Origin of the sequence: Nocardioides aromaticivorans, assembly GCF_013408525.1 — a bacterium.
Taxonomy (GTDB): domain Bacteria; phylum Actinomycetota; class Actinomycetes; order Propionibacteriales; family Nocardioidaceae; genus Nocardioides; species Nocardioides aromaticivorans.
The window spans coordinates 52,051-76,653 of record NZ_JACBZM010000002.1 but is presented as its reverse complement, the minus strand read 5'-3'; the positions used below and the strand labels follow the sequence as shown (position 1 = coordinate 76,653).

General features: G+C 69.7%; 32 protein-coding genes and 1 pseudogene. 18 read left to right on the top strand and 15 right to left on the bottom strand.

Going from position 1 to position 24,603, the window contains the following annotated elements; translation table 11 throughout:
- Window positions 1–440 precede the first annotated feature (440 nt).
- The 11 genes from BJ993_RS26810 to BJ993_RS24755 all read left to right on the top strand — a co-directional run bounded on the left by BJ993_RS26810 (window position 441) and on the right by BJ993_RS24755 (window position 7,881).
- Window positions 441–1,697: a hypothetical protein gene (locus BJ993_RS26810; protein WP_373366974.1), complete on the top strand. Its 1,257-nt coding sequence runs from the start codon at window positions 441–443 to the stop codon at window positions 1,695–1,697.
- The gene (locus BJ993_RS24800) at window positions 1,694–2,251 is read left to right on the top strand and encodes a thermonuclease family protein (protein WP_179652795.1); all 558 of its coding nucleotides are present in this window, start codon (window positions 1,694–1,696) and stop codon (window positions 2,249–2,251) included. The genes BJ993_RS26810 and BJ993_RS24800 overlap by 4 nt, the downstream gene beginning before the upstream one ends.
- 480 nt (window positions 2,252–2,731) lie before the next feature.
- On the top strand, window positions 2,732–2,896 hold the full coding sequence (locus BJ993_RS24795; RefSeq protein ID WP_179652793.1) for a hypothetical protein: 165 nt from the start codon (window positions 2,732–2,734) through the stop codon (window positions 2,894–2,896).
- Window positions 2,893–3,156, top strand: a complete 264-nt coding sequence (locus BJ993_RS24790) for a hypothetical protein (RefSeq protein ID WP_179652791.1) — start codon at window positions 2,893–2,895, stop codon at window positions 3,154–3,156. The genes BJ993_RS24795 and BJ993_RS24790 overlap by 4 nt, the downstream gene beginning before the upstream one ends.
- Window positions 3,153–3,437 (top strand): hypothetical protein, encoded by a 285-nt coding sequence (locus tag BJ993_RS24785; protein ID WP_179652789.1) that lies wholly within the window; start codon window positions 3,153–3,155, stop codon window positions 3,435–3,437. The genes BJ993_RS24790 and BJ993_RS24785 overlap by 4 nt, the downstream gene beginning before the upstream one ends.
- Entirely contained in the window at window positions 3,434–3,628 is a 195-nt protein-coding gene (locus BJ993_RS24780) for a hypothetical protein (protein ID WP_179652787.1), read from the top strand. Before BJ993_RS24785 ends, BJ993_RS24780 begins: the two co-directional genes overlap by 4 nt.
- Window positions 3,625–5,610, top strand: a complete 1,986-nt coding sequence (locus BJ993_RS24775; RefSeq protein ID WP_308645717.1) for a DNA cytosine methyltransferase — start codon at window positions 3,625–3,627, stop codon at window positions 5,608–5,610. Before BJ993_RS24780 ends, BJ993_RS24775 begins: the two co-directional genes overlap by 4 nt.
- Window positions 5,611–5,796: 186 nt before the next feature.
- Window positions 5,797–6,027: a hypothetical protein gene (locus BJ993_RS24770; protein ID WP_179652783.1), complete on the top strand. Its 231-nt coding sequence runs from the start codon at window positions 5,797–5,799 to the stop codon at window positions 6,025–6,027.
- A 408-nt stretch (window positions 6,028–6,435) separates the two neighbouring features.
- On the top strand, window positions 6,436–6,750 hold the full coding sequence (locus BJ993_RS24765) for a hypothetical protein (protein WP_179652781.1): 315 nt from the start codon (window positions 6,436–6,438) through the stop codon (window positions 6,748–6,750).
- 26 nt (window positions 6,751–6,776) lie between these two features.
- Window positions 6,777–7,154, top strand: coding sequence for a hypothetical protein (locus tag BJ993_RS24760; protein ID WP_179652779.1), 378 nt, complete (start codon window positions 6,777–6,779; stop codon window positions 7,152–7,154).
- A gap of 16 nt (window positions 7,155–7,170) precedes the next feature.
- The gene (locus BJ993_RS24755) at window positions 7,171–7,881 is read left to right on the top strand and encodes a prepilin peptidase (protein WP_179652777.1); all 711 of its coding nucleotides are present in this window, start codon (window positions 7,171–7,173) and stop codon (window positions 7,879–7,881) included.
- A gap of 35 nt (window positions 7,882–7,916) precedes the next feature.
- Here BJ993_RS24755 and BJ993_RS24750 read toward each other — a convergent pair whose 3' ends face one another.
- Both BJ993_RS24750 and BJ993_RS24745 read right to left on the bottom strand, forming a co-directional pair.
- A complete protein-coding gene (locus tag BJ993_RS24750; RefSeq protein ID WP_179652775.1) occupies window positions 7,917–9,197 on the bottom strand; it encodes a Y-family DNA polymerase in 1,281 nt (426 codons plus the stop codon).
- A gap of 4 nt (window positions 9,198–9,201) precedes the next feature.
- Complete coding sequence (locus tag BJ993_RS24745) at window positions 9,202–9,636, bottom strand: LexA family protein (RefSeq protein ID WP_179652773.1); 435 nt, start codon at window positions 9,634–9,636, stop codon at window positions 9,202–9,204.
- A 52-nt stretch (window positions 9,637–9,688) separates the two neighbouring features.
- Between BJ993_RS24745 and BJ993_RS24740 the strand changes: the two genes are divergently transcribed.
- Genes BJ993_RS24740 through BJ993_RS24720 form a run of 5 tightly spaced genes read left to right on the top strand, consistent with a single transcriptional unit; the run spans window position 9,689 to window position 13,465 of the window.
- A complete protein-coding gene (locus BJ993_RS24740; RefSeq protein WP_179652771.1) occupies window positions 9,689–9,886 on the top strand; it encodes a hypothetical protein in 198 nt (65 codons plus the stop codon).
- Window positions 9,887–9,895: 9 nt separating this feature from the next.
- Window positions 9,896–10,675 carry a hypothetical protein gene (locus BJ993_RS24735; protein ID WP_179652769.1) on the top strand — a complete coding sequence of 260 codons (780 nt, stop codon included), beginning with the start codon at window positions 9,896–9,898 and terminating at the stop codon, window positions 10,673–10,675.
- 38 nt (window positions 10,676–10,713) lie between these two features.
- Window positions 10,714–11,379: a hypothetical protein gene (locus BJ993_RS24730; RefSeq protein WP_218865375.1), complete on the top strand. Its 666-nt coding sequence runs from the start codon at window positions 10,714–10,716 to the stop codon at window positions 11,377–11,379.
- The gene (locus BJ993_RS24725) at window positions 11,376–12,185 is read left to right on the top strand and encodes a GIY-YIG nuclease family protein (protein ID WP_179652765.1); all 810 of its coding nucleotides are present in this window, start codon (window positions 11,376–11,378) and stop codon (window positions 12,183–12,185) included. The genes BJ993_RS24730 and BJ993_RS24725 overlap by 4 nt, the downstream gene beginning before the upstream one ends.
- A gap of 41 nt (window positions 12,186–12,226) precedes the next feature.
- Window positions 12,227–13,465 carry a competence protein CoiA family protein gene (locus BJ993_RS24720; RefSeq protein WP_179652763.1) on the top strand — a complete coding sequence of 413 codons (1,239 nt, stop codon included), beginning with the start codon at window positions 12,227–12,229 and terminating at the stop codon, window positions 13,463–13,465.
- A 29-nt stretch (window positions 13,466–13,494) separates the two neighbouring features.
- Here the strand turns inward: BJ993_RS24720 and BJ993_RS24715 are convergent, their stop codons facing one another.
- The 9 genes from BJ993_RS24715 to BJ993_RS24675 all read right to left on the bottom strand — a co-directional run bounded on the left by BJ993_RS24715 (window position 13,495) and on the right by BJ993_RS24675 (window position 19,595).
- Window positions 13,495–13,821, bottom strand: coding sequence for a hypothetical protein (locus BJ993_RS24715; protein ID WP_179652761.1), 327 nt, complete (start codon window positions 13,819–13,821; stop codon window positions 13,495–13,497).
- 46 nt (window positions 13,822–13,867) lie between these two features.
- Window positions 13,868–14,629, bottom strand: a complete 762-nt coding sequence (locus tag BJ993_RS24710; protein ID WP_179652759.1) for a DUF429 domain-containing protein — start codon at window positions 14,627–14,629, stop codon at window positions 13,868–13,870.
- Window positions 14,626–15,420, bottom strand: coding sequence for a protein NO VEIN domain-containing protein (locus BJ993_RS24705; protein WP_179652757.1), 795 nt, complete (start codon window positions 15,418–15,420; stop codon window positions 14,626–14,628). The genes BJ993_RS24710 and BJ993_RS24705 overlap by 4 nt, the downstream gene beginning before the upstream one ends.
- Window positions 15,417–15,734, bottom strand: coding sequence for a hypothetical protein (locus BJ993_RS24700; protein ID WP_179652755.1), 318 nt, complete (start codon window positions 15,732–15,734; stop codon window positions 15,417–15,419). The genes BJ993_RS24705 and BJ993_RS24700 overlap by 4 nt, the downstream gene beginning before the upstream one ends.
- Entirely contained in the window at window positions 15,734–15,988 is a 255-nt protein-coding gene (locus BJ993_RS24695; protein WP_179652753.1) for a hypothetical protein, read from the bottom strand. Before BJ993_RS24695 ends, BJ993_RS24700 begins: the two co-directional genes overlap by 1 nt.
- A 78-nt stretch (window positions 15,989–16,066) precedes the next feature.
- A complete protein-coding gene (locus BJ993_RS24690) occupies window positions 16,067–16,888 on the bottom strand; it encodes a hypothetical protein (RefSeq protein WP_179652751.1) in 822 nt (273 codons plus the stop codon).
- On the bottom strand, window positions 16,888–17,520 hold the full coding sequence (locus BJ993_RS24685; protein WP_179652749.1) for a hypothetical protein: 633 nt from the start codon (window positions 17,518–17,520) through the stop codon (window positions 16,888–16,890). Before BJ993_RS24685 ends, BJ993_RS24690 begins: the two co-directional genes overlap by 1 nt.
- Window positions 17,521–17,690: 170 nt before the next feature.
- Window positions 17,691–18,233 carry a hypothetical protein gene (locus tag BJ993_RS24680; protein WP_179652747.1) on the bottom strand — a complete coding sequence of 181 codons (543 nt, stop codon included), beginning with the start codon at window positions 18,231–18,233 and terminating at the stop codon, window positions 17,691–17,693.
- 561 nt (window positions 18,234–18,794) lie between these two features.
- Entirely contained in the window at window positions 18,795–19,595 is an 801-nt protein-coding gene (locus tag BJ993_RS24675) for a tyrosine-type recombinase/integrase (protein ID WP_308645716.1), read from the bottom strand.
- On the opposite strand from BJ993_RS24675, the gene BJ993_RS24670 reads away from it, so the two are divergent.
- Window positions 19,503–20,237, top strand: a complete 735-nt coding sequence (locus tag BJ993_RS24670; RefSeq protein ID WP_308645715.1) for a response regulator transcription factor — start codon at window positions 19,503–19,505, stop codon at window positions 20,235–20,237. The genes BJ993_RS24675 and BJ993_RS24670 overlap by 93 nt on opposite strands.
- 533 nt (window positions 20,238–20,770) lie before the next feature.
- Window positions 20,771–20,917: pseudogene (locus BJ993_RS26260) on the top strand (ISL3 family transposase); the annotation flags it as partial.
- Window positions 20,918–20,970: 53 nt separating this feature from the next.
- Here BJ993_RS26260 and dmpG read toward each other — a convergent pair.
- From dmpG to BJ993_RS24650, 4 genes are all read right to left on the bottom strand, one after another.
- Window positions 20,971–21,996, bottom strand: a complete 1,026-nt coding sequence (gene dmpG, locus BJ993_RS24665; RefSeq protein ID WP_179652743.1) for a 4-hydroxy-2-oxovalerate aldolase — start codon at window positions 21,994–21,996, stop codon at window positions 20,971–20,973.
- Window positions 21,993–22,937, bottom strand: a complete 945-nt coding sequence (locus BJ993_RS24660) for an acetaldehyde dehydrogenase (acetylating) (RefSeq protein WP_179652741.1) — start codon at window positions 22,935–22,937, stop codon at window positions 21,993–21,995. Before BJ993_RS24660 ends, dmpG begins: the two co-directional genes overlap by 4 nt.
- Window positions 22,934–23,749 (bottom strand): 2-keto-4-pentenoate hydratase, encoded by an 816-nt coding sequence (locus tag BJ993_RS24655; RefSeq protein ID WP_218865373.1) that lies wholly within the window; start codon window positions 23,747–23,749, stop codon window positions 22,934–22,936. The genes BJ993_RS24660 and BJ993_RS24655 overlap by 4 nt, the downstream gene beginning before the upstream one ends.
- A 126-nt stretch (window positions 23,750–23,875) precedes the next feature.
- Window positions 23,876–24,595: an IclR family transcriptional regulator gene (locus BJ993_RS24650; protein ID WP_179652738.1), complete on the bottom strand. Its 720-nt coding sequence runs from the start codon at window positions 24,593–24,595 to the stop codon at window positions 23,876–23,878.
- Window positions 24,596–24,603: the final 8 nt, after the last annotated feature.

The window sequence follows — 24,603 nt, the reverse complement described above, 5'->3', positions numbered from 1 at the left end:
TCACGGCCAGCGCGGCCGCGGTCGGGTGCGGGCCGATCGTCCCAGGCGAGCCGCTCACGCCGCGCCAGGACGCCTATGTACGCGAGTACCAGGCCTTCGAGGCCAGCGGCGTGCTCGCGGCGTGGGAGGAGCGCAGGACCGCGCTTGAGACCGAACGGCTCGAGCTGCACCTGCGTGCGCTCGGCGCCGATGCGGGCGGGCAGGAGGAGGCCGGGGACCTCCTCGAGCTCCTGGAGGATCAGCAGCTGGGACGGCCCATCACGGCGGCGAGCTCGGGGACGCCGATCCTGCCGATCGGTGAGGACAGGGCGCGGATCTCCGTCGCTGAGGTGCGCCGCACGCTGCCGGTCGGTTCGCGCATCCAGGTCTTCTACCTGTCCGGCCAGCGCGAGCAGACGACACCCGATGTCCGCACGGTGACCAAGCAGACGGGCTACGAGATGGTGAGTACCCCGCTCGGCGTCGACCAGGGCTCGCACCTCGCATGGGCCGGCCAGCAAGCCGAGCGGGACGCGAGCGGCATCCTCATCATTCGCGATGCCGACGGCACCCCGTTCGTTGCCTACAAGGCGCTGGCCTCCGATGTCCCGGCACCCACGCGGGCGACCCTGCCGATCGATCCTGCACTCGTCCTGCACTACACCGAGGCTCGCCGCAGCACCGACCCCGATGAGCTCGCCGCGATCGCGAGCAGCGAGATCGCCCTGAACCGCCGCACCGTCGCAGAGAACCACGCGGCCTCGGCCGCGACCTTGGCGGGCCTGGGCACGGATGAGGACGTCAAGGTCCGCCGGGCCGTCGCCGGGAACCCGAACACCCCGATGGAGACGCTCGACCAGCTGGCCGATGACCCCGACGAGGCCAGGGAGCTCACGGCGACGAAGGTCCGCTGGCTGGTGGCCACCAACCCGCGCACCGCCGAGGCCACGCTCGCGCGGATGGTCGGGGATCCCGACCAGATGGTGCTCGCCGCGATCGGCCGGCACCCGCACGCGTGCGCAACGACGCTGGAGCACCTCGCGACGACGCCGTCGCCGGGACGCCAGTGGATCGACTCGGACGTTCGCCACGCGGTGGCCAGCAACCCGAACACCCCATCGCGCATCCTTGCCGGCTGGGAGCACACGGACGGCAACACCATGGCGCAAGTCGCAAAGAACCCCTCGACGCCGGCCGACGTGCTGGAGCGCATGTCCAGAGACACCTCGACGGGCAACCACACGCGCGCCCTGGCCGCGACCAACCCCTCTCTCCCGATCGCGGCCCTGCACCGGCTCGCTCACGAGGACACCGACGCCTGGGTGCGCGAGCACGCAGCGAAGAACCCGAACATCGACGCGGCCGACTCACACCGGGTCGCGCTCGACCAGGAGCCCAAGGTCCGTCGAGCTCTGGCCCGCAACCAGCACGTCGACCCCGACGTGCTGACCCGTCTCCAGGCCGACCCGGACCCGAGCGTGCGAGTCGCGCTCGCGAAGAACCCGGCCATCAACCCGGCGACGCTGCACGCTCTGCTCGGCGACGCGAACCCGCGGGTCCGGGCAGCGGTCGAGCAGGGCCCGGCTGCATCAGGGGCCGCCGAGGAGGGCCGCACCGACGTGCGGCCGGGCCTGCTCCCACCCAGCCCGCGGCCGCTTCGCCAAGACGAGCTCCACCAGCCAGCCAGCACCACGCTCCGGGCGGAGGTGGCTCGATGATCGCGAGCAAGCCGATACGGCTCCTGTCCCTGGCGATCGTGGCCGCCGTGGTCGTCGTCGGCGTCCGCGGGATCGTCGGCGGCTTCGCCGCTGGCGGCGACATCCTCGACACCCCCACCAGTTCCGGAACACGAGGTGAGCGCACCGCCGGCGTCGTGGCCTACGTCCTCGACGGGGACACGGTCCAGGTCACCACCGACGACGGTCGCGACGTCCGGGTGCGGTTCCTCGGGATCAGCGCTCCCGAGATCCCGCATCCCGGCAAGCCGGGGGAGTGCTACGGCCAGGCGGCCACCCGGCACCTCAAGCAGCTGCTGCCGGCCGGCACCCACGTCACGCTCGTGAGCGACCCCACCCAGGACGACGTCGATACCTACGGCCGGTGGCTGCGCTATGTGCAGGTCTCCGGCCGCGACATAGGCGCCGCCCAGATCCGCGCTGGGGCCGCGGGGGCACGCGACAGCTCCATGCCCGTCCTTCGTCGCGACTCCTATGCCCAGCTCGAGGCGGCCGCGCGCAATCGGCAGGCCGGGATGTGGTCGACATGCCGATGACGAACTCGCCGGGGACTCGTGCGCGAAGGGGGTTTACATGGAGTATACCCGGGGTATACGGTAGACCCAGGGTATACGCCCTAGGGAACCATCCGTTAGGCGATGGAGGTCGTCGATGAGCATCTGCGAGGCCTGTGAACAGCCGGGACATGGCCCGGAGGAATGCGCGAACCAGGACAGGCCGATGTGTGCCCAGACCTGCACCTGCCGGCACGCGGCACCCGAGTCGGACCCGGCGCCGTACTGGACGGCAGTCGCCGCGGCCGCCCACACGGAAGGGGCGGGCGCATGAGGGGCAAGGGCCCTTACCCGTACCCCTGCCCGGAGTGCGGAGAGACGGTCAATGCGACCGCGGCCTACCAGGCGCGGCAGCGCAACCCGTGCCGGGCCTGCATCCGGGTCCGCAACGGGTGGACGTGCCGGGCCTGCGGTAGCAACGACCCGCGGCACCCGTCCCCGTGCCCGCAGGAGGTGTCCGCGTTGAACACCCCCGTGCCGAGCGACATCGCCGCGCTGCCGACCGACGCCGAGCGGCTCACCGCGGTGCGCGAGTTCCACCACAACTGGGGCGATCAGGAGACCGACAGCCTCGACGTACTCGACTTGTGGGAGCAGCTCGGCCGACTGCTGGGGGTGAACCCGTGAGCGTCTACGTCATCCCGGAGCACCAGACCTCCTACTTCACCTGCGACTTCATCGGCGGCAAGCCCGAGCACCGGTCGGCCTGCAGCGCCAGCGTCTCGGTTCGCTCCGACCAGGGCGCGCAGTGGCTCGAGCCGTCTACCGCGGAGATGCCGGTTGGCTGGGTCCGCTCAGGCGGTGGGCACCTGTGCCCCGATCACGCCGACCGCGTTCCTCAGGACGGCCACGTCGCCTCGCTGGTCTTCTCGGGGACGGCGTCATGACGGGGGAGTGGATCCGCAACTCCCACGGCCTCCTGCGTTGGATTCCGCCCACGACGGGCCACGTCCGGATCTGGTCCGGCGTGAACGCCGAGGCCCGCCACCAGGGCGTGATCGATGGCTGGAACGGCAACCCGCCGCGGCCGCGCGGCTCGTTCCCGACCGAGGATGCCGCCGAGGTCTACCGGATCGGCTACCTCGAGCACTTCCGCGGCCAGATCGGCCTGTTCCCCGCCAGCGAAGGCTGCGGCCGGCTCGGTGCTGAAAGGGGACGACCAGCATGAACCTCGTCGACATCCTCGAGCAGCACCACCTCGACGTCCTGTCCTACCCCACGCGCTACTCCTGCATCTGTCAGCGCCGTGAGCCCGGCAGCACGCGCCTGGAATGGCCCGCCTCCAGGGCCGGCTACCGAGCCTGGGCGCAGCACGTTTCGGCCGAGTTCGTGAAGACTCAGGACGGTGCGCTGTGGTGACCGAGGCGGAGTGGCGGCCCGCCCTGCAGCAGCGCCGCTTCAAGCACGACACCCTCGTCGCAGTCGACCTCTTTTCCGGCTTCGGGGGTCTCACGCAAGGGATCGCCCACGCGGGCTTCGACGTGATCACCGCGGCGAACCACAACGAGTACAAGGTCAAGGTCCACGAGGCCAACCACCCGACGACCGAGCACTGGATCGCCGACCTGGTCGACACCGAATCACCGGCCTACCACTCAGTCCGGGAGCTCCCGGCCGGTGACCTTCTCACCGCGGGGGTGTCTTGTACTAACCACTCGCCCGCGAACACGAAGAAGGCCTACGAGCAGGGCCTCTCGCTGTTCGACCTCGAGGACCCGGACTACGAAGCGTGCGTCACCCGCTCCGAGCGCGATCGAGCCACCGCGAACTGCGTGCTCGCCTACGCCGCCCAGCATCACCCGCGGCTGATCCTCGTCGAGTGCACCACCGAGCTCTACTCGTGGGGTCAGCTGGTTCCCGGCAAGCGGAAGGTCGGTGACGGGTCGACCTACCGGTGGTGGCTCAAGCAGTTCGACCTGCTGGGCTACAACCACAAGGTCCTCTACCTCAACTCGATGTTCTTCGGTGTCGGCCAATCCCGTGACCGCGGCTACTGGGTCTTCTGGGACAAGAAGCTCCCGACTCCAGACCTGGACCACCGGCCCGAGTCCTGGTGCGACCACTGCCAGCGTGTCGTCGAGGCGGTGTGGTCATGGAAGACGGGCGTCCCGCCGACGGGGTCGGTTCGGTACGGAAAGCAGTACAACTACCGGTGCCCCTCGTGCTATCGCGAGGTGATCCCGCCGTTCACACCCTCGCTCGCCGCGCTCGACTTGTCGAACCTGGGCACTCGCATCGGGGACATGAAGGTCAAGGAGATCCGGGACAAGAAGACCGGCGAGCTCTACCGCGCACCCTTGGCGAGGGCGACTATGGCGCGGGCTGAGCGGTGCCGCCAGCGGTTCGCCGAGTTCCCGGCCGTGATGGTGCCGGCGACGTCGCAGTTCGGCCCGGAGCCTCACCCGTGGCGACCGAGCGGCGGCCAGCAGGAGGCCGCGGTCGTCGCGACCGGGGCGGTGATGGCGGCCGCCGGGAACACCTTCGAGTGGCCGGGCTCGGTGTGCCGGACCCGGGACTTCTCCCAGCCGCTGCCGTCACAGACCTCGACGAACGCGAACGGACTGCTCACCCCACCGGTCGCGATGGCGATCGACAACTTCCAGGGCGCTGCGCGCGGGGTCGACGAGCCGCTCCCGACCCAGGGCGGGTCCGAGACGATGGCCCTGCTCTCAGCTGGTGTGCTGCCCTATCGCCAACACACGACCCCCACCACGCACGGTGAGGCGATGCCGACCGTGACCGCGGACCAGATCCCCGGTTTGCTCACTGCGGCCGGCACGATCAAGAACAACGGGTCCATCAGCGAGGCCAAGTACCGCGCCCACCCGGTCTCGGATCCACTGGGCGCGATCACCGCTGAGCCGACCCAGGCGCTGCTGTTCTCCGGCTGGTACAAGCAGAACGGCTCGACGGGGACGGAGACGGCGCCCCATCCGGTCACCGATCCGTTCGGGACGTTGACCTCGCGCGACACAACGGCGCTGTTGATGGCCGAGTGGCGCGAGGCACTGGAGGACCTCACGCTCGAGGACTGCTTCTTCCGGATGATGTACGACCACGAGATCGGCCGGGGGTGCGGGTTCGACGTCGACTTCGCCGGCTACCAGGGCACCTTCCAGGTCTGGGGGTCCGCAAGCGACCGGGTAGATGGCTACGGCAACGCCGTCTCACCGCAGGTCGGCTGGTGGATCAGCAACCGGCTCCGTGCGGTCCTGCACGGCCCTGAGGGCAACGGTTTCCGGCCGGCTCTTCTGCCGCCGGCGGCCCGGTCCCTGCGCCCTGAGGATCGCACCGTCGCCACTGCCGGCCTCACGACTCCGACCGAAGCGATGTTGCTGTGAACCGAACTCGCACGACGGGAAGTACGACGCGCCGGCTCCGGGCCCCCGCCCGGCACCCGAACTGCTCCTTCCGCCCGACCACTACGGAGGCCCAGCCTTGATGACCGCACCTTCCACTCCCTGCAGCCACTACACCGCCCTCCTGTCCAGCGCGATCAACCTCAACCGGCCTTCCTGGAGCTCGTGATGGACCGCGTCGCGAACCACCGCAACATGACGGCCTCCGCCGAGGGCGCGGCCGCGACAAGCCTCGCCTTCCACCGCGAGCAGCAGCACCTGGGGGCCACTTGCGACTTCCCGGGGTGCGAGCGGCATGCGGAGCTCGGCGCCCGTATGTGCGACTACCACGAGCTGGTCCGCCTGTCCTCGAACGGCTCGTGGGTCGACGACAAGCATGCAGATGGAGGTCACGGCTGATGTGTTACCGAGAGACCGCGCACTACGTCGTCCTGTGCGACCGCTGCGGCCTGGCCGCCCCGGAGGGGACCGGTTGGTGGACGCCCTCGATCGCGGACCAGGCCGCCCTCGAAGCGGGGTGGGAGATGACCGCGACCGAGCACCTGTGCCCGACATGCCTGATCGCCGGCGTCACCGACGAGGCCGGGGGAGGCGCCGCCGAACGTCCTGCTCTCCCGCCACCTGGCGGAGTGCAGAGGCGACCGGACGTCTGTTGGTCTTGGCCCGCATCTGCCGCAGCGCGCTCATGGGAGGAGTCGCGGTGAGGGACACGACGGGCATCGAATGGGCCGACGCGGAGAGCTCCGCCTCGAGGTCGTCGACCCCGCGTCGACCGTCAGCCCGTGACGCTACGGACGGAGGTGTGCCGTGGCGATCAAGATCCACGAGCACCCTTGCGTGACGGTCCTGTGTGACGACTGCGGCGACGACTGCTGGGACGAGATGGGAACGCCGCACTTCGACTCCGTCGACGACGCGGAGGGCTGGATCCGTCGGCACTGTGAGCCATGGCTGTCGACCGCGGAGGTCCAGCTCTGTTCGCGCTGCTGGGCACGTCGTGTCTGCGTCCAGGAGGGCCATGATTGGGGGGAGTGGTTCGAGTCCGCGTCGGACACGCTGACGGTCTGGCGTTACTGCGAGCGGTGCTCGTGGCCGGACTACACGGTGCGGGCCGACCGGTGAGCGCGGAGATCGTTACAGTCGGCGGCATGCAGCCTGAGGATGTGACCGCCGCGCCGGCCGAGGTGGTGGCGGAGGTGCTTCGTGACCCCGCCGGCTTCCTCGCGGCTGCCGCGGAGGCCGCTCCTGGCTGGTCGGCTCGGTACGGCGGTCCAGAGGGCGTCGCTCAGCTGACCAGCGTGCTGCACGAACACCTGGCGCAGCTCACCCAGAGCAACGCCGCGCTGCGGACCGCCACGGTGCTCTACCTACGAACCCACCCGAAGATGTCGCTGTTGACGATCGCGCGTCTGCTCGGTGTGACCAAGGGTGTCATCCAGAAGGTCATGCGCCGGGCTGAGGAGGACGCGGCTGGGGGGCCGCGGCCGTTCGCACGCCTGGAGTCGCCCGCCGGCTGGGAAACCTGACAGCAGCGGCACGACGATGCCTGTGTGGACCGTTGCCGGCGTGTGCGCCGTCGTTGCAGCCGCCCTGGCCTGCGCGGCTCCGGCCGTCGTCCGCCGGCTTCCGCTGCCGGTCGGCGGCGGAAGGGATGACACGGGCACGACCGCCGTGGTGGGGGCACCCACCATGGTCTACAGCGCGATCGCGGACACACGGTGGTTTCTGCCCGGTGGCGTGATCGTGTCCGGGGCCACGGCCGGCACCCTGGGTTTGGCCTTCGGGGCCGACCGGCTGCTGCTGGTTCTCGTGCCACTTGTGCCGATTGGGTACGTCCTGGCGGTCGTCGACGCGCGGGCGCAGCTTCTGCCGCGCCGCTTGGTCGTCTCAGCCACGATCGCCGTCGCGGCCGCGTTGGTCGTCGAGTGGGCCCTGACGGGCGAGCTCGACGTGTTGGTTCGCGCGGCGCTCGGCCTCGTGATCGCCAGGACGGGGTTCTGGCTGCTGTGGTTTTTCGGATCCGGGCTGGGGTTCGGGGACGTACGGCTGGCGGCCCTCGTCGGCATGGTGACTGCGCGGGTGGGATGGGAGCCGTTCGTGGTCGGGATCTACGGCGCGTTGCTCCTGGCCTTGGGCTACTCAATCGTCCGCTCTGTGGTGACGAGGCGGTCATTGCGAGGCGTCGGGATCCCGCTCGGGCCCTTCGTGGTCATCGGCGCCGCTGCGGGTCTGCTCGTAGGAGCCGGCGGGTGAGGCCGAAGCGATCGGTCTGGCCGCTCCTGCAGCAGTCAACGGACGGTGAGGAGCTGGTTCCAGTTGGTCGTGCCAGCGGGGGAGAGGCGTTCTCGTCTCATGTCCCACCGTTGCCGCTCACGAAGTCCAGTTGGGCCCCAGCCGAGGGCATTGCGTCCGTAGCGGCTGGTGAGGTCGTCGACGGCCGCGGCGAGCCGTCGTCGCGCCGGCGTCTCGCCCGGCCAGAGCTGGGGAGAGGCGCCGGCCGGCGACAGCCCGGTGAGCAGGATCCCGGCTCGGTTGTAGGGCCAGCCCCCCCGCATCTTCGGCAGCACGGCGCGAGCGCCGCAGATGAGCCGCAGCGGGTCGCTGGTCGGCGGGTCGAAGGCCGTTGCCGCGGAGTGATGGGCGACGTCGTCGCGGAACCGGCTGCTGCTGATCCATACCTGCAACAAGGCGGCGTCGAGGCCGTGGGCGCGTAGACGTCGGGCAGCTGCGGCGGCGTACTGCGCGAGCACGCTGCGCATCTCGGCCGAGGTGCTGACCGTGGCCCCGAGCATGCGCGAGTACATCAGCTGCTGTCGGTCCTTCGGGCTGAACCCGACGGGCATGCAGGGGACGCCTGCGAGCTCGCGGGCGGTGCGCTCGAGGACGACCGACCAGCGGCGCCGCAGCACGCCGGCGTCTGCCAGAGCGAGGTCCGCCGCGGTGTGGATGCCGAGCCCTGCGAGGCCGGCTGTTAGGCGCGGGCCTATGCCCCACACCTCGGAGACTGGGGTGGCGTCGAGGAGAGCGCCGACGTCATTCCGGCGCCAGGTGGTCAGGTCGACGAGGGGTTGCCCGACGGTCTTGGCGTGCCGTTGGGCCACCTTGGCCAGCGTCTTGGTCGGCCCGATCCCGGCTGCGGTGGGCAGGCCGGTCCACTGGCGCACCCGTGCCTGGATCTCGGCCGCGGCCGCGGCCGGCTCGAGGCGGGGAAGGCCGACGAAGGCCTCGTCGACCGAGTACGTCTCGGTCGTCGCCGAGACACTGGCCACGGTCTCGTGGAACCTGCTGGAGAAGGCGCCGTACTCCTCGTAGTTGCTGGACTTCGCGACCAGGTCGAACAGGTGCGGCTTCTCGCGCAGCTGGAACCAGGGTTCGCCCATCTGCACGCCGAGTGCTTTGGCCTCGTCGGAGCGCGCCACGGCGCAGCCGTCGTTGTTGGACAGCACGATGACGGCACGATCGCGCAGCGTCGGGTCCAGGACTCGCTCGACCGAGACGAACATCGAGCGGACGTCGACGAGCGCGATCGGCGGCGAGGTGTTGTCCGGGCCCCAGGCGCAACGCTTCATCGGGCTACCGGGCGTAGTTGCGGCGGTCGCGGTCCCCGGCGGGACCGAGTGGAAGGTGGTGAAGCAGCACCGTGGCAACACCCCAGGGCTCCACGTCGGACGTGAGAGGGATCTGCTCGAGGTCGGTGGCGAGCACTGCCCGGCCGTCGACGATGTCGAAGCGGCCGAGGCGGCGTTCACTGTCGACAACGACTACGAGCACACGGCCAGGTGCAGGGTCCAGGGCACGGTCGACCAGCACCTCGTCTCCGGCCCGGATTCCCATACTGGCCAGTGCATCCGAGCTCACCCGCAGGACGAAGGTCGAGGTAGGTCGGCGCACCAGGTGACGGTCGAGGGACAGGTGACCCTCGAAGTAGTCCTGGGCCGGGTTGGGGAACGACGCGGTCGTCTCGACCGACACCCCCCGTCTCGGTGTGGTCGAACGTGTGTTCGACATGTTCCGAAGAGTAGCCGCTCCGCCGAGCACTAGACGAACTTCCCCTGGCGACGTGAGCACGCCGCCCGCCGTCGTGCTCCACGCCCGCGGCTACTCCTACCGCCGGATCGGTGAGCAGATCGGTGTCACGGCCCAGGCGGTCGAGGGCTTCGTGAAGTACCGCCAGAGGAGAGCTGGCCGATCGTCGTGGGGTCGCCCCCCGTCCGGCAATGGCGGGGAAACCCCTAATGGTGTCGGGCCCGTGTCGTAGTTTCGGGCCATGGAGACGAACGGCCGCGATGCCATCCGGTTCACGCTCAACGGCCAGAGCTATGAGCTGTCCCGTGAGGACGTCGCAGCAAGACTCGTCAACGTCGCGCCCGATGCAATCCGCAAGCACGCGGTGAAGGTCAACGCGACCTGGTTCCCCGTCATTCAGGCGTTCGAGGTGGCCGCCGGCATCCCCCGTACGGAGTTCATGTCCAACACGGCTCGACGCCACCTCGCAGCCCTCGGCTACGAGATCTCCGGCCAGGTCGAGCGGCGCAGCCCCACCCCGGCAGCCTCGGCGCAGCCGCCTGCACCGGCTGGGCGACCGCGTGCGCAAGAAGTCGTCGATGCGGGCGACTCGACGGAGGAGTGGCACACCGAGGCCAACGTTCAGGCCGCGCTGGTCACCGCGCTGGCCGGCAAGGGGTGGCGCATCCTGTCGGTGGCCAACACCGCCACGAAGGAGCACGGCATCGACGTGATCGCGGCCCGCGATGGCCGGACGGTCGGCGTCGAGGTCAAGGGGTTCCCCAGCCGCAACTACGCCGACCCCGCGCGCGCCGGCGAGGCCAAGCGGACCAGCCCGAGCACCCAGGCCGGCCACTGGTATTCCCAGGCTGTGCTGGCCGCGATGCGGCTGCGAGGCAAGGAGCCGGACTGGGGCAGCGTCATCGCCCTCCCGGACTTCCCGCGTTACCGCACCCTGCACGCCGAGACTGAGGGTTCGCTCGCCGCGGCGCAGATCGAGGTCTGGTGGGTGGACCAGACGGGCGCGGTTGACCTGCCGTGACCGCGCCGCGGTGGTACCGCCGGCCCGAGGGGGACGGCGTGGTGCTCCGGAAGACTCCGCGCCTGGCCAGCTGGAACAAGTCGACCGATCCCGACCAGGTGCGGCTCCGCGAGTACCTCGAGGACACTGCACAGCTCGTGGCGCCGCACCTGACATCCGGCCGCCCTTGGGCGCTGCTGCTCGAGGTAGGCCTGCCGACAGGGCGCGATCTGGTCGACATGGCTGACCTGGACAACTACGCCTTCCCGCTGGCCACCCGGCTCCGCAACGAGGACCTCGTGGCGGTGTGGTGCACCAAGAGGCACGCCGACACTTCCCGGGTCCTCATCGCACCGGCGGGGGAGAGCGCCGCACCCGGCGCCACCTACACGGTCCGCACCACCGTCTCGGCCTCGACGGCGGCGTACAAGGCGCAGGTCCGGTCCGCAGTCGTCGACGCCGGGGCGATCCCCGCCGGCGCCGTGCAGCTGCAGCTGTCCTTCGTCGTCGGTCCGCAGCGCAATTGGCTGACCCTGTGGAAGCCCACGATCGATGCTCTCGACCCGCTGCTGGGTCGCACCCGCGAGGACCGCGACTGGCATCCCCAGGACGGGCGGATCACTGACCTCGGCCTGCACGTCGTGGTCGATCCCTCACTTGGCCACGACGTGCTGGTCAGCATCGCCGCGGCTCCAGCCGCCACCGGAACGGAAGATCCCGCATGACGCTCACCTTCGCCTCGATCATCGCCAGCGCGGGCCTCGACCCGGCCGCGGCCCTGGTCATCCGGCACGCCTACGTGCGTGAGCACGAGGACGGGACGGTAGGCCTCCACGGCGACTCCTCGGACGAGGAGATCCTGGCCTACACGAGCGTCCAGGTGGCCAACCACCGGATCTTCCCGGCGCAGCCTCCCGGCGTCTGGATCGTATTCCGCCCCGAGGGCGGCGACCGCGCCCGGCTGTGGTCGGTCCTGGTGAACCATGGGGAGACGCAGAATGACGGCCTGCGTCGCACCTTCCACCTCGAGCACTCCGAGCTGATGAGCGACCTGCGCAACCGGCTCGTCATCGGGTGGCGCTCCCCGCGAACGTGGCGGATCCACGCGACCACCGCGGCCGCGTACCCGGTGATGGAGATCGCCGACGCCGAGCCGGTGAGGTTCCCCGGCTTCGACGCGCTCACGCTGGACTACCCCCAGCTGCAGGCCGTCATCCGAGAGCACCGCTACGCCGCATGGCGCACCGCCCTCTCGTCCGTGATCGGTGTCTACCTCATCACCGATACCCGCGACGGCCGCCACTACGTGGGCAAGGCCGACGGCGCCGAGAACATCCTGCAGCGCTGGGCCGCGTACGCGACAAACGGTCACGGCGGGAACGTGGAGCTCCGCAACCTGGACCCCTCCGGCTTCCGCCTTTCGGTGCTGCGGGTCTTCGACCCGGCAACCCCCACCCGCGAGATCGACGCCGCCGAGAGCCACTACAAGTACGCCCTCGACTCACGCCGGCACGGCCTCAACCGCAACTGATCCGCACACTTCTGTCGGCCCTCTGCGGCAGAGTTGCCCTCGTGCCGCTGACGGCGCAGCACGCCGTGACCGGCGTGCTCGACGCAACCGTTGATCCGCTCGGTGAAGGTGTGCCCTGGGGGGCGATCCACCGGGCGCGGCCGCGCGCGCCCCTGACGTGTCGCGAGTGCGGGCATGGACTCCACGCCAAGCTCTCGCCGAAGGGGCTGCGGTTCTTCGCTCACGACCGCGCGGCGCCAACGTGCTCACTGGTCGGCGAGACCATGGCCCACCGGCTGCTCAAGCTGCAGTTGGCCTCGGCGATCCGCGACGCTGGTTGGTACGCCGAGCTCGAAGTGGCCGGCGAGGCCTGGCGCGCAGATGTACTGGCCACCAGTCCGGACGGGGTCAGGCGGATGGCCTGGGAGGCCCAGCTGGCGCAGATCACGGTCGACGAGCTGCTCGAGCGCACCGCGCGGATGCGGGCTTCGGGCGTTGCAGTGTGCTGGGTGACCGACCAGGATCGCCCGTGGGTGAGCGCGGTGCCTCCCGTCCCCGCCGTCCGGCTCTCCCCGGCCCCCGAGCCGAGGGCGGCCGCGACGACGGAGGCCGAGGTCGTCGGCGGACTCGGAACCTTCCGCGAGCGCTGGTGCCCCGATCGCCGGCGGTGCTTCGACGACCCTCTCGGCCCCTGCGCCGGACACGCCTCGTGGGCACATGGGACGCATCTCAACCTCGGAGTGTTCGTGGCCGGCGTCCTGGCTGGCACCGTCAGACCACACCAGGTCCCGCGGTGGTCAACCGAGACGCGCACCGATGGGACAGGATTCGTGTGGACAACGCAACAGCACGTCGCCGCCGAACGCGCACAAGCGCAGGCCGCAGCACGCCGGCGCGACCGCGCCGCGCTCGTCGCCGACGAGCGGCAGCGCCACCTTGCGGCGATCGCGGCCAAACTGGCCCGCCAGCAGGCGCTGACGGCGCCGGCAGTGGAGCTGGTTGGCCGAGAGGCACGCGGCTACGTCGGGGTGCGGGACGCGGCGCCGGCGTGGGCGATGGGGGTGCCGCTGTTCGTCCACGACATGCCGCAGGGAGTGATCAGTCCGGTGATCAGCAGGATCTCGGCCGAGGTCCTCGACCGCTTCCGCGAGCTGACCCTGTTCGTCGCTACCGAGGCTGAGCGCCGCGTCCTCATGCGAGCGTGCGGGCCGGCACAGCGAATCGTGCTGTTCGAGGTCCAGATCCCAGACAAGCCGCGGCCGCCAGCGGCCACCTACCGAAAGGCGGGCCGGATGCGATAGCCCTGGACGTGGGCACGCAGCGACTGGCGTCAAGAACTCTTGCCGAACCGGTTCTGAGCGGCCTGCTTCGTCAGTCCAAGGGCGTCCCCGATCCTCGACCAGGGCTCGTTGTCTGCGCGCATCTGCGCGACCAGAGTCGCCTGGGCGTCCACCAGCTGCACGATCGCGGCAGTGAGGTGCTCGAGCTGCCCGCCCGCGTGGCGGGCCCTTTGGGCGTGCCCCAACTCGGCCTGCGCTGCGCGGACGGCCTCCTCGACCGCGTCCGCGCGCTCGAGGGCAGTTCGGCGGGCCCGGAACTGGACGCGCGAGTGGCTCGGCACGTAGCCGGGCGCCTTAGGGCTGTTGGGCCGGACCATGCGTCAAGAATACTTGACGCATGGCGGCGGCGGGGCTCTGGCCGGGTCAGGCGCGAGTCGGCACGGCAATCCACCCCTCGACCGCCGCGGCCGCGAGGTGCTCTTCGGGGATCTCCTCGGTCTCCCCTCGCAAGGCCAAGCCGGCGATCGCCGCGCAGAGCACGGCGTCAAGGGCATCGTCGACGTCCACGCAGAGCTCGGCGAACTCGCCTAGTTCGAGCCACGGCAGTACCGCGGAGGTCAGCTGGACCAGCTCAGCGCGCCGACGGGCGTTGGCCGGCTCGCGACCCTTATAGCCTTGGTGGGGGAGGCCCCACAGTTTGAGAGCCGCCGCGGGGTAGACCTCGACGACGGGACCGGAGCGGCCGGTTCGGTCGATCTCGACGCCCTCGCGGGTGAGGCCGGACAAGATGGCTGCGCACCGCATCGCCGCTGCGCCGATCCGGTCTGCCGAGACGCTGAGCGGCTGCAGTCTCAGGGTCTCGCGCAGGTGCAGGTCGGTAGCGCGGTTGGTCAGTGGGTGTCGGGTCGGGGGCACAACCAGATCCCGGCCGCCGGCGCGGTGCGCGATGAGGTAGTCGACGAAGGCGATCGGCCAACCCAGCGGGCAGTCGATGCCGACCTTGTCCACGACTCCGATCAGGTCCGCCAGGTCTCCATCCGAGTGCCGGCCGACATCGAGACCAGTAACTATGGCGCCGGTCTCGGCCCACTCGAGGATCGCGACGCCCGTCTTCTTCGGGTCAGCGGACAGATCGATGCCGGCGCTCAGCACGGTGGATCGTGTCGCCACGCTGCGGGGCTTCACGGGGCGAGGTTGACGCGGTAGACGGTCGGGTCGGCAGCCGCGGCCACGGCCTGCCGGTCGAACCTGGTCAGGGTCGGCGAGTCAGACAGCGCGTTGGTCACCACGGCCAGCAGCCAGTCGGGATCCGTTTCGGCCTTGCGCAGTTCGTTGCGGGTGAGCAGCACCGAGGGCAGCGAGCTCGACACACCCTTCACCTCGACGTGGAGTTCTTGGCCGTCCTGCGCGGCGGTGAGGTCCCATCCGCACTTGAGGTGGGCGACCCGGGTCACCTCCCACCCGTCGGCTTCGTAGTGCTTGCGAACCGCCTGCTCGGCTGCCAGCTCGACCTCACGGTTGGTGGCGGCGTCGCCGAATCCAGCGCCCCAGGCGCCGACGGCGATCGTGCTCGACGACTCTCGGGCGTCACCGGGATGGACGGGGGTCTCGATCGGTCCGCTGTACTCGCGCACCAGCACGGGCACCGACCGCGGGTGCGTCCGGTAGCCCAGACCGCGCTCGGTGAGGGCCTTGACCAGGTCGGTACGGAGCGTGATCAGCCGCTGGCGAGTCTCGGTGCCGATCTCGAGCAGCTCGGCCCACAGGGTCATGATGTTGCCGGGGGAGCGGTGCCAATCGTCGTCGTAAGGAGCCGCGGTGTCCCACAGGTAGGCGTGGAGGAGCGTGAGGAGCTCTTCCTGCTCCTCGGGCGGGTAGAGCTTGAGCGGGACCCGGGCGCGGCCGAGTTCGTCGGCGCGGCTCAGGCCGGCACGGATGAGGTCGGCGAGCCGGGAATTGGAGTCGTTCGAGCTCACGGGTGATCGCTCGCCGCGCCCAGCGGGTACTCGATGCCGAAGTGCGAGGCGATGATCTCGGTCGTCTCGCAGCCCCATCCACCGCGGCGATCCATCGGGGCGGGATCGTCGTCGATGTCGTCACAGACTCCCGACCCCGATCCGCAGTCGCGGTGTAATGCGATGAGCTTGCGGGCGAGAGGGTCGTTGATCGTGTTGAGGTGACGCATGGCGTCCACCCACCTCGAGACCGGTGCCGGGCTGTCGTCCACCTCGTACACCACGTCCATGTGCTCGGCCGCGCTGGCTTCCTCGTCGTACTCGTAGCGGACCATCAGCGCATCCCGAAGAACGAGGTGATCCGGTCGACCTGCTCCAGGTCGAGGAGCGCCGGCCGGCAGGCCCCGTAGGCGTTGGTCAGGTCGATCACCAGCTGACGGGTCTGGTCGAGGCTCAGGTCGATCGTCGCCGTCTCGCCATCGATGCTGGTGACCTTGAGGTCGATGCGCTGGACGTCCTCGTCGACGTATCGGGCATGAGCCCCGATCTTCTTGGCCCGGACGGCCTCGCTGCGCTTGAAGAGTCCCACGGGTGAATCGTGGCACGCGGGGCCCTTGGTCGGGCGGGAACAGAACGAGGCAGCCCGGGCCATTGGTGCTTGGCGGTGCTACAGGGAAGGCAGGGCCCGGATCCGCTCGGGCATCAAGGACATGTCGGCGCCGAACGGGATCACGGTGAAGACCTTGCTCACGTCGGTCATGCTGATCCGGGCCGGGTTCAGGGCCGGGAGTGCGGCGCCGAGCGGGCGGATGCGCTCTAGCCCGACCTGAGCTGCGGCCTGGTCCAGGCGGTCGTCGTGATCCGGTCCCGACGGGTAGGTGCGTCCGACGACCAGCAGCACGACCTTGCCGATGCCGATGGACTCGGAGGCGTTGATCGGCCCGGTCTGGATGCTGAAACCGCTCGGTCGACGGTGGGCGTCGAGGTAGACCCGGGAGTCCCCGTGGAGCGCGAGGGCGTAGGGGACCCTGGGCGGATCAGCGGGCTCGACGTAGTCGGCGACCCGCGCGGCGTATACCCGGACGCCCTTGGGTGTGCCGCCGTGGCCAGTGCTGAAGCGTCGCAGGAGCAGTTCCCTGCTGGTCTCGGCGCCCAGCACCCCGGAACCGCGCTCGAGGGCGAAGAGCAGCGTGACCCAGACCGCCCAGTCGCCGAGGTGGTCCAGTGTCTTGCGGGTTACGGGCTCGCCCGTCTCGATCAGGCTCATCATGTCGGGCCGCATGTGCAGGGCGCTCGTCGCTTGGTTGTGCGGGTCGCAGAGGGTCGTCCAGAACTGAGCGAGGTCCTCGCGGTTGGGGTCGATGCCGAACCGCTTCCAGAGGGTCTGCGGGATGATGTGCTCGAGGGTCGGATCGGCGAGCGCACCGCACAGCAGGCAGGGACCTGAGCCAGGGTCTGGTGTTGCCTTGTGGGCTGTCGTGGTGCTCACTAGGTCGCCTTCGGCTCGAGGTAGCCGATCGGACCGCCGCTGGAGACGACGATGCGGCTGGTCATGATCTGCTTGGCCATCCGGCGAAGGTGGCCCGGGGTGTTCTGGGGGTAGGTCACCGACATGCCGGGGTGAACGCGTGCGAGGAGCTGCCCTGCGTAGTGGTGCCGCGGGACGTCCTCGTCGGCTCTGGTGACGCTGTCGGCTCGCTCGAGGATCCGGTAGGCCGCGACCGGGAAGGTCGCCACGGTCACGACGAACAGTTCGTTGTCGACGACCTTGGCGGGGTCGGAGCGCCACCACCGGAGGCTGGCGGCCTCGAGCTCGTCGTCGCTGTGCTCGACGTGGAAGCCCATCCACTGGCGGGGGTCGGCGGGGTACTTCGTGCGGTCGGCCTCTTCCCGGGCATCGGTGCGCAGCACGGTGAGGGCGCCCGACGTCACCTGGAGCCGGTCACGGCCGGTCAGGTGCTCGACCTCCGTGGCGGTGATCGGCGTGCTCAGGATCCCAGCCCGGACGAGCTTGTCGATGCCGGCAGGGTTGAGCTCGAGCCGGGCGGCGGCCTGGGTGCGGGTGAGGGTGTCGGACTCGGGCGTGGGTGTCGCGGGCGGAGCGAACGTCGGCAGCGGCATGTGCTGTCCCTTCGGTAGGGGCCGGCCCTGAACCTCGGTGGCGCCCCGGGCATCGGTGGGTCCACTCTACCTGTGCGTTGACTAACGCACGAATGGTGTTGCTGGGCATCGGCCTTCCCGACGGCGGGGGGTGGGGGAGTGGGTGTGGCCGGCCGAGGGGTCTAGGACGACTACCGCCTCTTGCCTCCCTCAAAGCTGCCGGGAACGAGGCGATCCATGGCGTCCCGCCGTTCGTGGTAGGTGACCTGCACGCCGCCGCTGCACTCGGTCAGGCCCGCGCGCGTCTGCTTGGTGTGGGCTTCCACTGTCCAGTCGCCCGCCTTCAGTGTGATGGTCACGCTCTGCAAGCACACTGGGCACTTCCGGGTTCGAGTGGGCGCTGGTTTCTTCGTCTCGCCGCCGCTCTTCCCCTTGCCGGTGCCTCTGCTGGTCTTCTTGTACTTGCACTTGATGCACGTGCCCAGCTCGTCGTCGAAGGAGAGCACCGACTTCTGCTTCTTGCAGACCGGGCAAACCTTCGTCTGGACGGGTGCGGTGACCTTGGCCCGCTTGCCGTAGCCCTGTGCGCAGCGAGGTCGCTCTGGCGGAGCCGTCTGGGTCATCTGGGCCTGCAGATACGCCTCGCAGGAGGCATGGAGGGAGAGGTACTCCTCGGCGGCGGCAAGTTCATCAGGCGTGAGTGATCCGTCCGCAGCGTCCACGAGCTCCCGCATCCGACGAAGCTTCCGTCGGTGGGCGGGTTGCAAGCGATAGGCGTAGCCCATCCTGCCGGTCCTTCTCTGTCAGGCCCGCCCGTTATGGCGGTGCTGCAAGGGAAGCACAGGCGCCCGACACTAGAGACCGATTCCGGAGGTTCTGCGCGCCGCTAGCGTCGGCGACCGGTGCCGGGGGGCCGACGATGAGGTAGCCCGGCGGACGATCGGGGGGTCACCTTGTGGTCTCCTGGTCGACCGGAGCACTTGCAGCAACTGAACTTTTCGAGCCTGCGGGCCTGGGCGTAGGTCATGTGGTCCGAAAGATAGCTCTCGACATCGCGGCCCTTTGCAGCTTCGGCCGCGATCCGGTCTCGGACGCTCGCTTCTGCGCACGTTCGGTCTCCGTGCAGGCGCTGGTGGAAGATCTCGCCTGTCGATTTGATGCGTGTCACTTGGACCCATCCGCTGGGGGGCTCATAGGCCATGGCGCTGGCTTTCGGCGCGCCCGGGAGTAGTCACCTCAGGATCGTATGCCGCCTCGAATCCGAATGCTCCTGAATCGGGCCAGTGGTCGGCATGTCATCGGTCGGTTGGGTCGATGTCGGTCGAGGGCTTGGGCAGCCGCAGCCCGTTGACTGCGTCTCGTTTGGTGTCGAGCGAGCGGCGGTCGTATCGGCTGGTGGTGCGTGGGTCGGCGTGGCCGGCAAGCGCCTGGGCGGTGGCTAGGTCGGTGCCGTTGTCGAGGAGGTCGCCGATGAGGGTGCGGCGCAGGTCGTGCGGCTTGATGGGGAGCGCAACACCTGCCTGGACTCGTCGTCGCTCGAGGAGGTCCGCGATCGTCTGTGACGTGAGATGGCGGTGTTCGACCTTGCCGCCCTTGCGTAGCGGACAGAAGAGGGCGCCGGGCTTGCCGCCGCGCAGCCGCAGCCAGGCCTCGAGCCAGGGGATCGCAGCCTCACCGATGGGGACGACTCGTTCCTTGTTGCCCTTGCCGACGAGGCGCAGGGACTGGGCGGCCGCCGAGTATGACGCCAGGGTGAGGTCGGCGGCCTCGGTACGTCTGACACCAGTCACGTAGACGACCGCGATCACCGCGGCGTCACGAACGCCGAGCGGACTGTCGTCGCAGGCGGCCAACAGCGCGGCGAGCTCGGTTTCGCCGACGTCTCGGCCAGCTGGCTCGCGCTGGCCTTTGACCGGCTCGAGGTCGATCGCCCGGTGGTAGTCGTCCGCGGTCATTAGACCGAGGCGCCAGGACTCCTTCAGGACGCGGCGGAGGGCACTGAGGTGCTTGTTAATGTGGCTGGGCGACCAGCCGATGTCGAGCATGACGGCTCGGAGCGCGGCGGTGCCCTCGTAGCGCAGCTGCCACCAGGGCACCCAGGCTCCAGTGACGAGCGGGACGCCACGGTTGAGGTCCTCGGTGGACGGCTCGTCGAGGCGTACGCCGGCGAGGATCCGTGCGAGGCGGTCGAGGCAGCCGCGCATCGTCCGCAGGGTCTCGCCTCTCAGTTGGCCCCACCTGACTTGCGGCCCGACCTACTGGTGCTCGACATCCGACTGACCGACGGCAGTGGCCTTGATCTCCTGGAGCGGATAGCCGCGACGGCGCCGGGGACCCGGGTGGTGATGCTGAGCATGTACGGCGCGAAGGGCTACATCGAGAGGGCCCGCGAACGTGGCGCGCGGGGGTACATCACTAAGGAGTGCCTTGACGAGGAATTGGTGTCGGTGCTCCGGGCTGTGATGGCTGAGGAGGGCTTCGTGTCGTTCCGCGCGGGGGCGTCGGGCGCCAGCAGGAGCGAGCGGCGCGGAAGTGCGGACATAGATGCGCTGTCCTCCCGGGAGCTCGAGGTGATAAAGTTGCTCGCAGCTGGCCTGACCTCCCGTGAGCTGGCTGAGGAGCTCGCCGTTTCGCCACGCACCGTGGAGAGTCATCGCGCGAGCATCCAGCGCAAGCTGCAGATCCGCACGAGGGCCGAGCTGGCGAGGATTGCGCTGGACGAGGGCCTCCTCGACTGAGCCTGTGGCGAAGCGTGGCGTTCAGTCCAGTCACGCACCGTGCCATGCGAGGAGCCTGAGTTCGAAGGCTGCCGGGAATCATCGGATCCTGGGGTGACCAGCCGGCCGCGAGCCGCTTGGCGACGTTGTGCCCGGGCAGCAGCGGCAGCGGTTCACCCCGGCGTTCGCAGTCGGCGAGCAGCCGTGCGATCTCGTCCGTGGGCAGGCGGGAGGCGGCGACGTGCTCGCCTGGTTGCAGAGACCACCTCCGGTCGGCGTCATTGACCGGCTCGTCGTAGTTGAACGTGGTCGTGTCGTAACGCAAGGCGGCTCGTGTCCTTGCTGAGCATGTGTCCTGTCGAGACACCCCACCTGAAGGACACGAGCCGTGAGCGAGCCTACGTGGCCGCAGCGTGATACTGCGAGCCTCATCTTCAACCTGCCTGGATACTGCGTGGTCGATGCCGTCGATCTCCCGATCGAGGGACGCCGGTCACCGTCCGTGCCGAGCACCAGGACGAGGGGTGTCAACGGCCAGTTTCTGGTCCCCGCAGCGGGTCAAGAACATCCCGGCTGGTGGTGACCTCCTCGAGGTCGTGGTGAAGAAGCCTCGATGGCGGTGTGCCGAGCCGGCGTGTGGGCGGCGGACGTTTGTCCAGGTCACCTACCAGCTCCCGTTCCGGGCGCGGTGTCTGACCCAGCCCGCGACAACAACCGCAGCGATCCCTGTGACCGTCGTATCCATCGCCGCCGCTCAGACGGTGGCCTGACGCGCTGCGGTGAGGGTGAGGGCGATGTCGTAGATCATGTCCTCCTGGCCGCCGACCAGACGCCGGCGGCGACCGCACTCCAGCAGCAGTTCGCGGACGTCCACGTCGTAGCGCTGCGAGGCGACCTCGGCGTGGCGGAGGAAGGACGAGTAGACGCCGGCGTAGCCGAGTGTGAGGGTCTCGCGGTCGACCCGGACGGGGCGGTCCTGCAGGGGGCGGACGATGTCGTCGGCGGCGTCCTGGAGCTTGAAGAGGTCGCAGCCGTGCTTGAAGTCCATGATCTCGGCGACGGCGACGAACGGCTCGATGGGGCAGTTGCCGGCGCCGGCGCCGTGGCCGGCCAGGGAGGCGTCGACGCGGTAGGCGCCGTTCTCGACGGCGACGACGCTGTTGGCGACCGAGAGCGAGAGGTTCTCGTGGGCGTGGATGCCGATCTCGGTACTGGGGTCGAGGACGTCGCGATAGGCCTTCACTCGGGCGGCGACGTCGTTCATGGTGAGCCGGCCGCCGGAGTCGGTGACGTAGACGCAGTGAGCGCCGTAGGACTCCATGAGCTTGGCCTGTCGGGCCAGCTCCTCGGGCGGGGCCATGTGGGAGAGCATCAGGAAGCCGGAGACGTCCATGCCGAGCTCGCGGGCGGCGGCGATGTGCTGGGCGGAGACGTCGGCCTCGGTGCAGTGCGTCGCGACGCGGACCGAACGGACCCCGAGCTCGTAGGCCCGCTTCAGCTCGTGGATGGTGCCGACGCCGGGGAGCAGCAGGGTGGTGAGCCGGGCGTTCTTCGGCACCGACGCGGCGGCTTCGATCCACTCCCAGTCCGTGTGGCTGCCGGGACCGTAGTTGAGCGACGAGCCGGCGAGACCGTCGCCGTGGGCGACCTCGATGGCGTCGACACCGGCCTCGTCGAGGGCGACGACGATGCGCTGGACGTCCTCGGGGGTGATCCGGTGCCGGACGGCGTGCATGCCGTCGCGGAGGGTGACGTCCTGGACGAAGATCGGGGTGCTCATGCCGTGGCCTTTCGGGCTGCGATCCGCTCGGCCACCTGCAGAGCGGCGGAGGTCATGATGTCGAGGTTGCCGGCGTACGCCGGGAGGTAGTGGGCGGCGCCCTCGACCTCGAGGAACACCGACACCTGGTGCGTCGGGCGTGCGGTGCCTTCGGCGATCAGGGTCTCCACGGGCTGGTCGCCCGGGATCTCGTTGATCTGGACCTGCTGCTTGAGGCGGTAGCCGGGCACGTAGGCCGCCACGTCGGCGACCATCTTCTCCACCGACCGGGCGATCTCCTCGTGGATCGCGGGGTCGGGGCCGTGGACCAGGGCGAAGACGGTGTCGCGCATGATCAGGGGCGGCTCGGCGGGGTTGAGGATGATGATCGCCTTGCCGCGCTCGGCGCCGCCGACCTGGGTGATGGCGGCCGAGGTGGTCTCGGTGAACTCGTCGATGTTGGCCCGGGTGCCGGGGCCGGCCGACTTGCTCGCGATGGAGGCGACGATCTCGGCGTAGGCGACGGGTACGACGCGGGCGACCGCAGCGACGATGGGGATGGTGGCCTGGCCGCCGCAGGTGACCATGTTGACGTTGGGGGCGTCGAGGTGGTCCTCGAGGTTGACGGCGGGCACGACGTAGGGGCCGATGGCAGCGGGCGTGAGGTCGATCATCCTCTTGCCGAGCGGCTCGAGCTTGGCCGAGTTGGCCTCGTGCGCCTTGGCCGAGGTGGCGTCGAAGATGATGTCGATCTCGTGGAAGTCGGGCAGCGCCATCAGCCCGTCCACTCCCTTGTGGGTGGTCTGCACGCCCATCCGGCCGGCCCGGGCGAGCCCGTCCGACCCCGGGTCGATACCGACCATCGCCCCCATCTCGAGGTGCCGGGCGTTGCGGAGCACCTTGATCATCAGGTCGGTGCCGATGTTGCCTGAGCCGATGATGGCTACCTTCGTCTTGCTCATGCTTCCTCCTGGGTGAACGTGCACGACACGGTGCCGAGGCCGGTGATGGATGCGGCGACCGTGGCTCCGGGGCTGACCGGCCGCATCGGGCCCAGCGCGCCGGAGAGGATGACCTGGCCCACGCGGAGCGGCTCGCCCAGGTCGCGGGCCCGACGGGCCAGCCACTGGACGGCCAGCAGCGGGTCGCCCAGGCACGCGGCGCCGGTGCCGACGGAGACCTCCTGGCCCGTGACCGTCATCGACATCGCGACCTCCCGGGGCTCGACCTGCTCAAGGGAGTGGTGCTCGGTTCCGAGCACGTAGGCGCCCGCGGAGGCGTTGTCGGCGACGGTGTCGGCGTAGGTGATGTCCCAGCCGGCGACCCGGCTGTCGCAGATCTCGAGCGCCGCCACCGCGTAGGCGACGGCGTCGCGGACCTGGTCGACGTCGAGCGCGCCGTCGGCCAAGTCGTGCCTGAGGACGAAGGCGACCTCCGCCTCCACCCGCGGCTGCAGGAACCGGCCGATCGGCACGACATCGCCGTCGGTGTACGCCATGTCGTCGAGGAGCACCCCGAAGTCGGGTTGGTCGACGCCGAGCTGCTCCTGCACCGCCGGCGAGGTCAGTCCGATCTTGCGGCCCACGATGGTCAGCCCCGCGTCGACACGGGCGCCGATGCCTCGTCCCTGCACGGCATACGCGGAGGCGACGTCGTCGCGGCCGATCAGGTCGCGCACCGGATCGCATGGCGTGCCGGTGCTGGCCGCCGCTGCGAGCCGCCTGGCTGCTTCGTCGATGGCCGTCGGGGTGACGGCGCGCGTGGAGTGGCTCATCTCCATATGGTTGGGCAGCTCATCCGCAGGACCAAGGCCCGAGTTCCGGTCACAAGAACTCGGCCCTCCTTGCGGCAACAGAGCCGGGGAACGCGCCGAAGGTCGCTACGCGTAGTGCCCGTAAGCTCAGCGCAGTGTGGATCTGCGGGCGAGGGTTGCGGCGATCCCGGCTGCGGTTGCGTGGACGGCGCTGGCATGGCGCGCGGGTTGGAAACGCCCGACGGGTCCGGTGACGCTGATGCCGGCTAAGGCCTGGTCGTTCTCGTCGAGGATGGGTGCGGCGACGCAGATGATGCCCACGGCCGATTCCTCGTACTCGAAGGCGACACCCGTGGCCATCACCTCGTCGAGCTGTCCTCGGAGCACGGTCCGGTTGACGACAGTCCGTGGGGAGCACCGCTGGAGGCGCGTCCCCAGCACCGCCTCTCTTACCTCCGGCGGGGACCACGCGAGGAGGGCCTTGCCGATGGCAGTGGCGTGCATGGGCATTCGTCCCCCGAGCCGGGAGGGCGCTGCGGCTTGGCGATGGCCTCCCATCTTCGCGACGTAGACGACCTCGTGGCCCTCCCGCACCCCGAGGTGGACCGTCTCGTGGGTGCGTTCGTAGAGCTCCTCGAGGAAGGGTGTGGCCACTTCCAGCAGGTTTCGTTCGACAGAGGCACGCATGCCCAGCTCGAAGACCAGCCGGGAGAGGCGGTACCTACCCTCGACGCGTTCGAGGAGGCGCGCACCGACTAGGTCGCCCAACAGGCGGTGCAACGTCGCCTTCGCCAGGCCCGTGCGGAGCTGCAGGTCGGCGAAGCCGAGCACCGTGTCCTCCACGGTGAAGGCCAGCAGTACCTTCATCGTCTTTC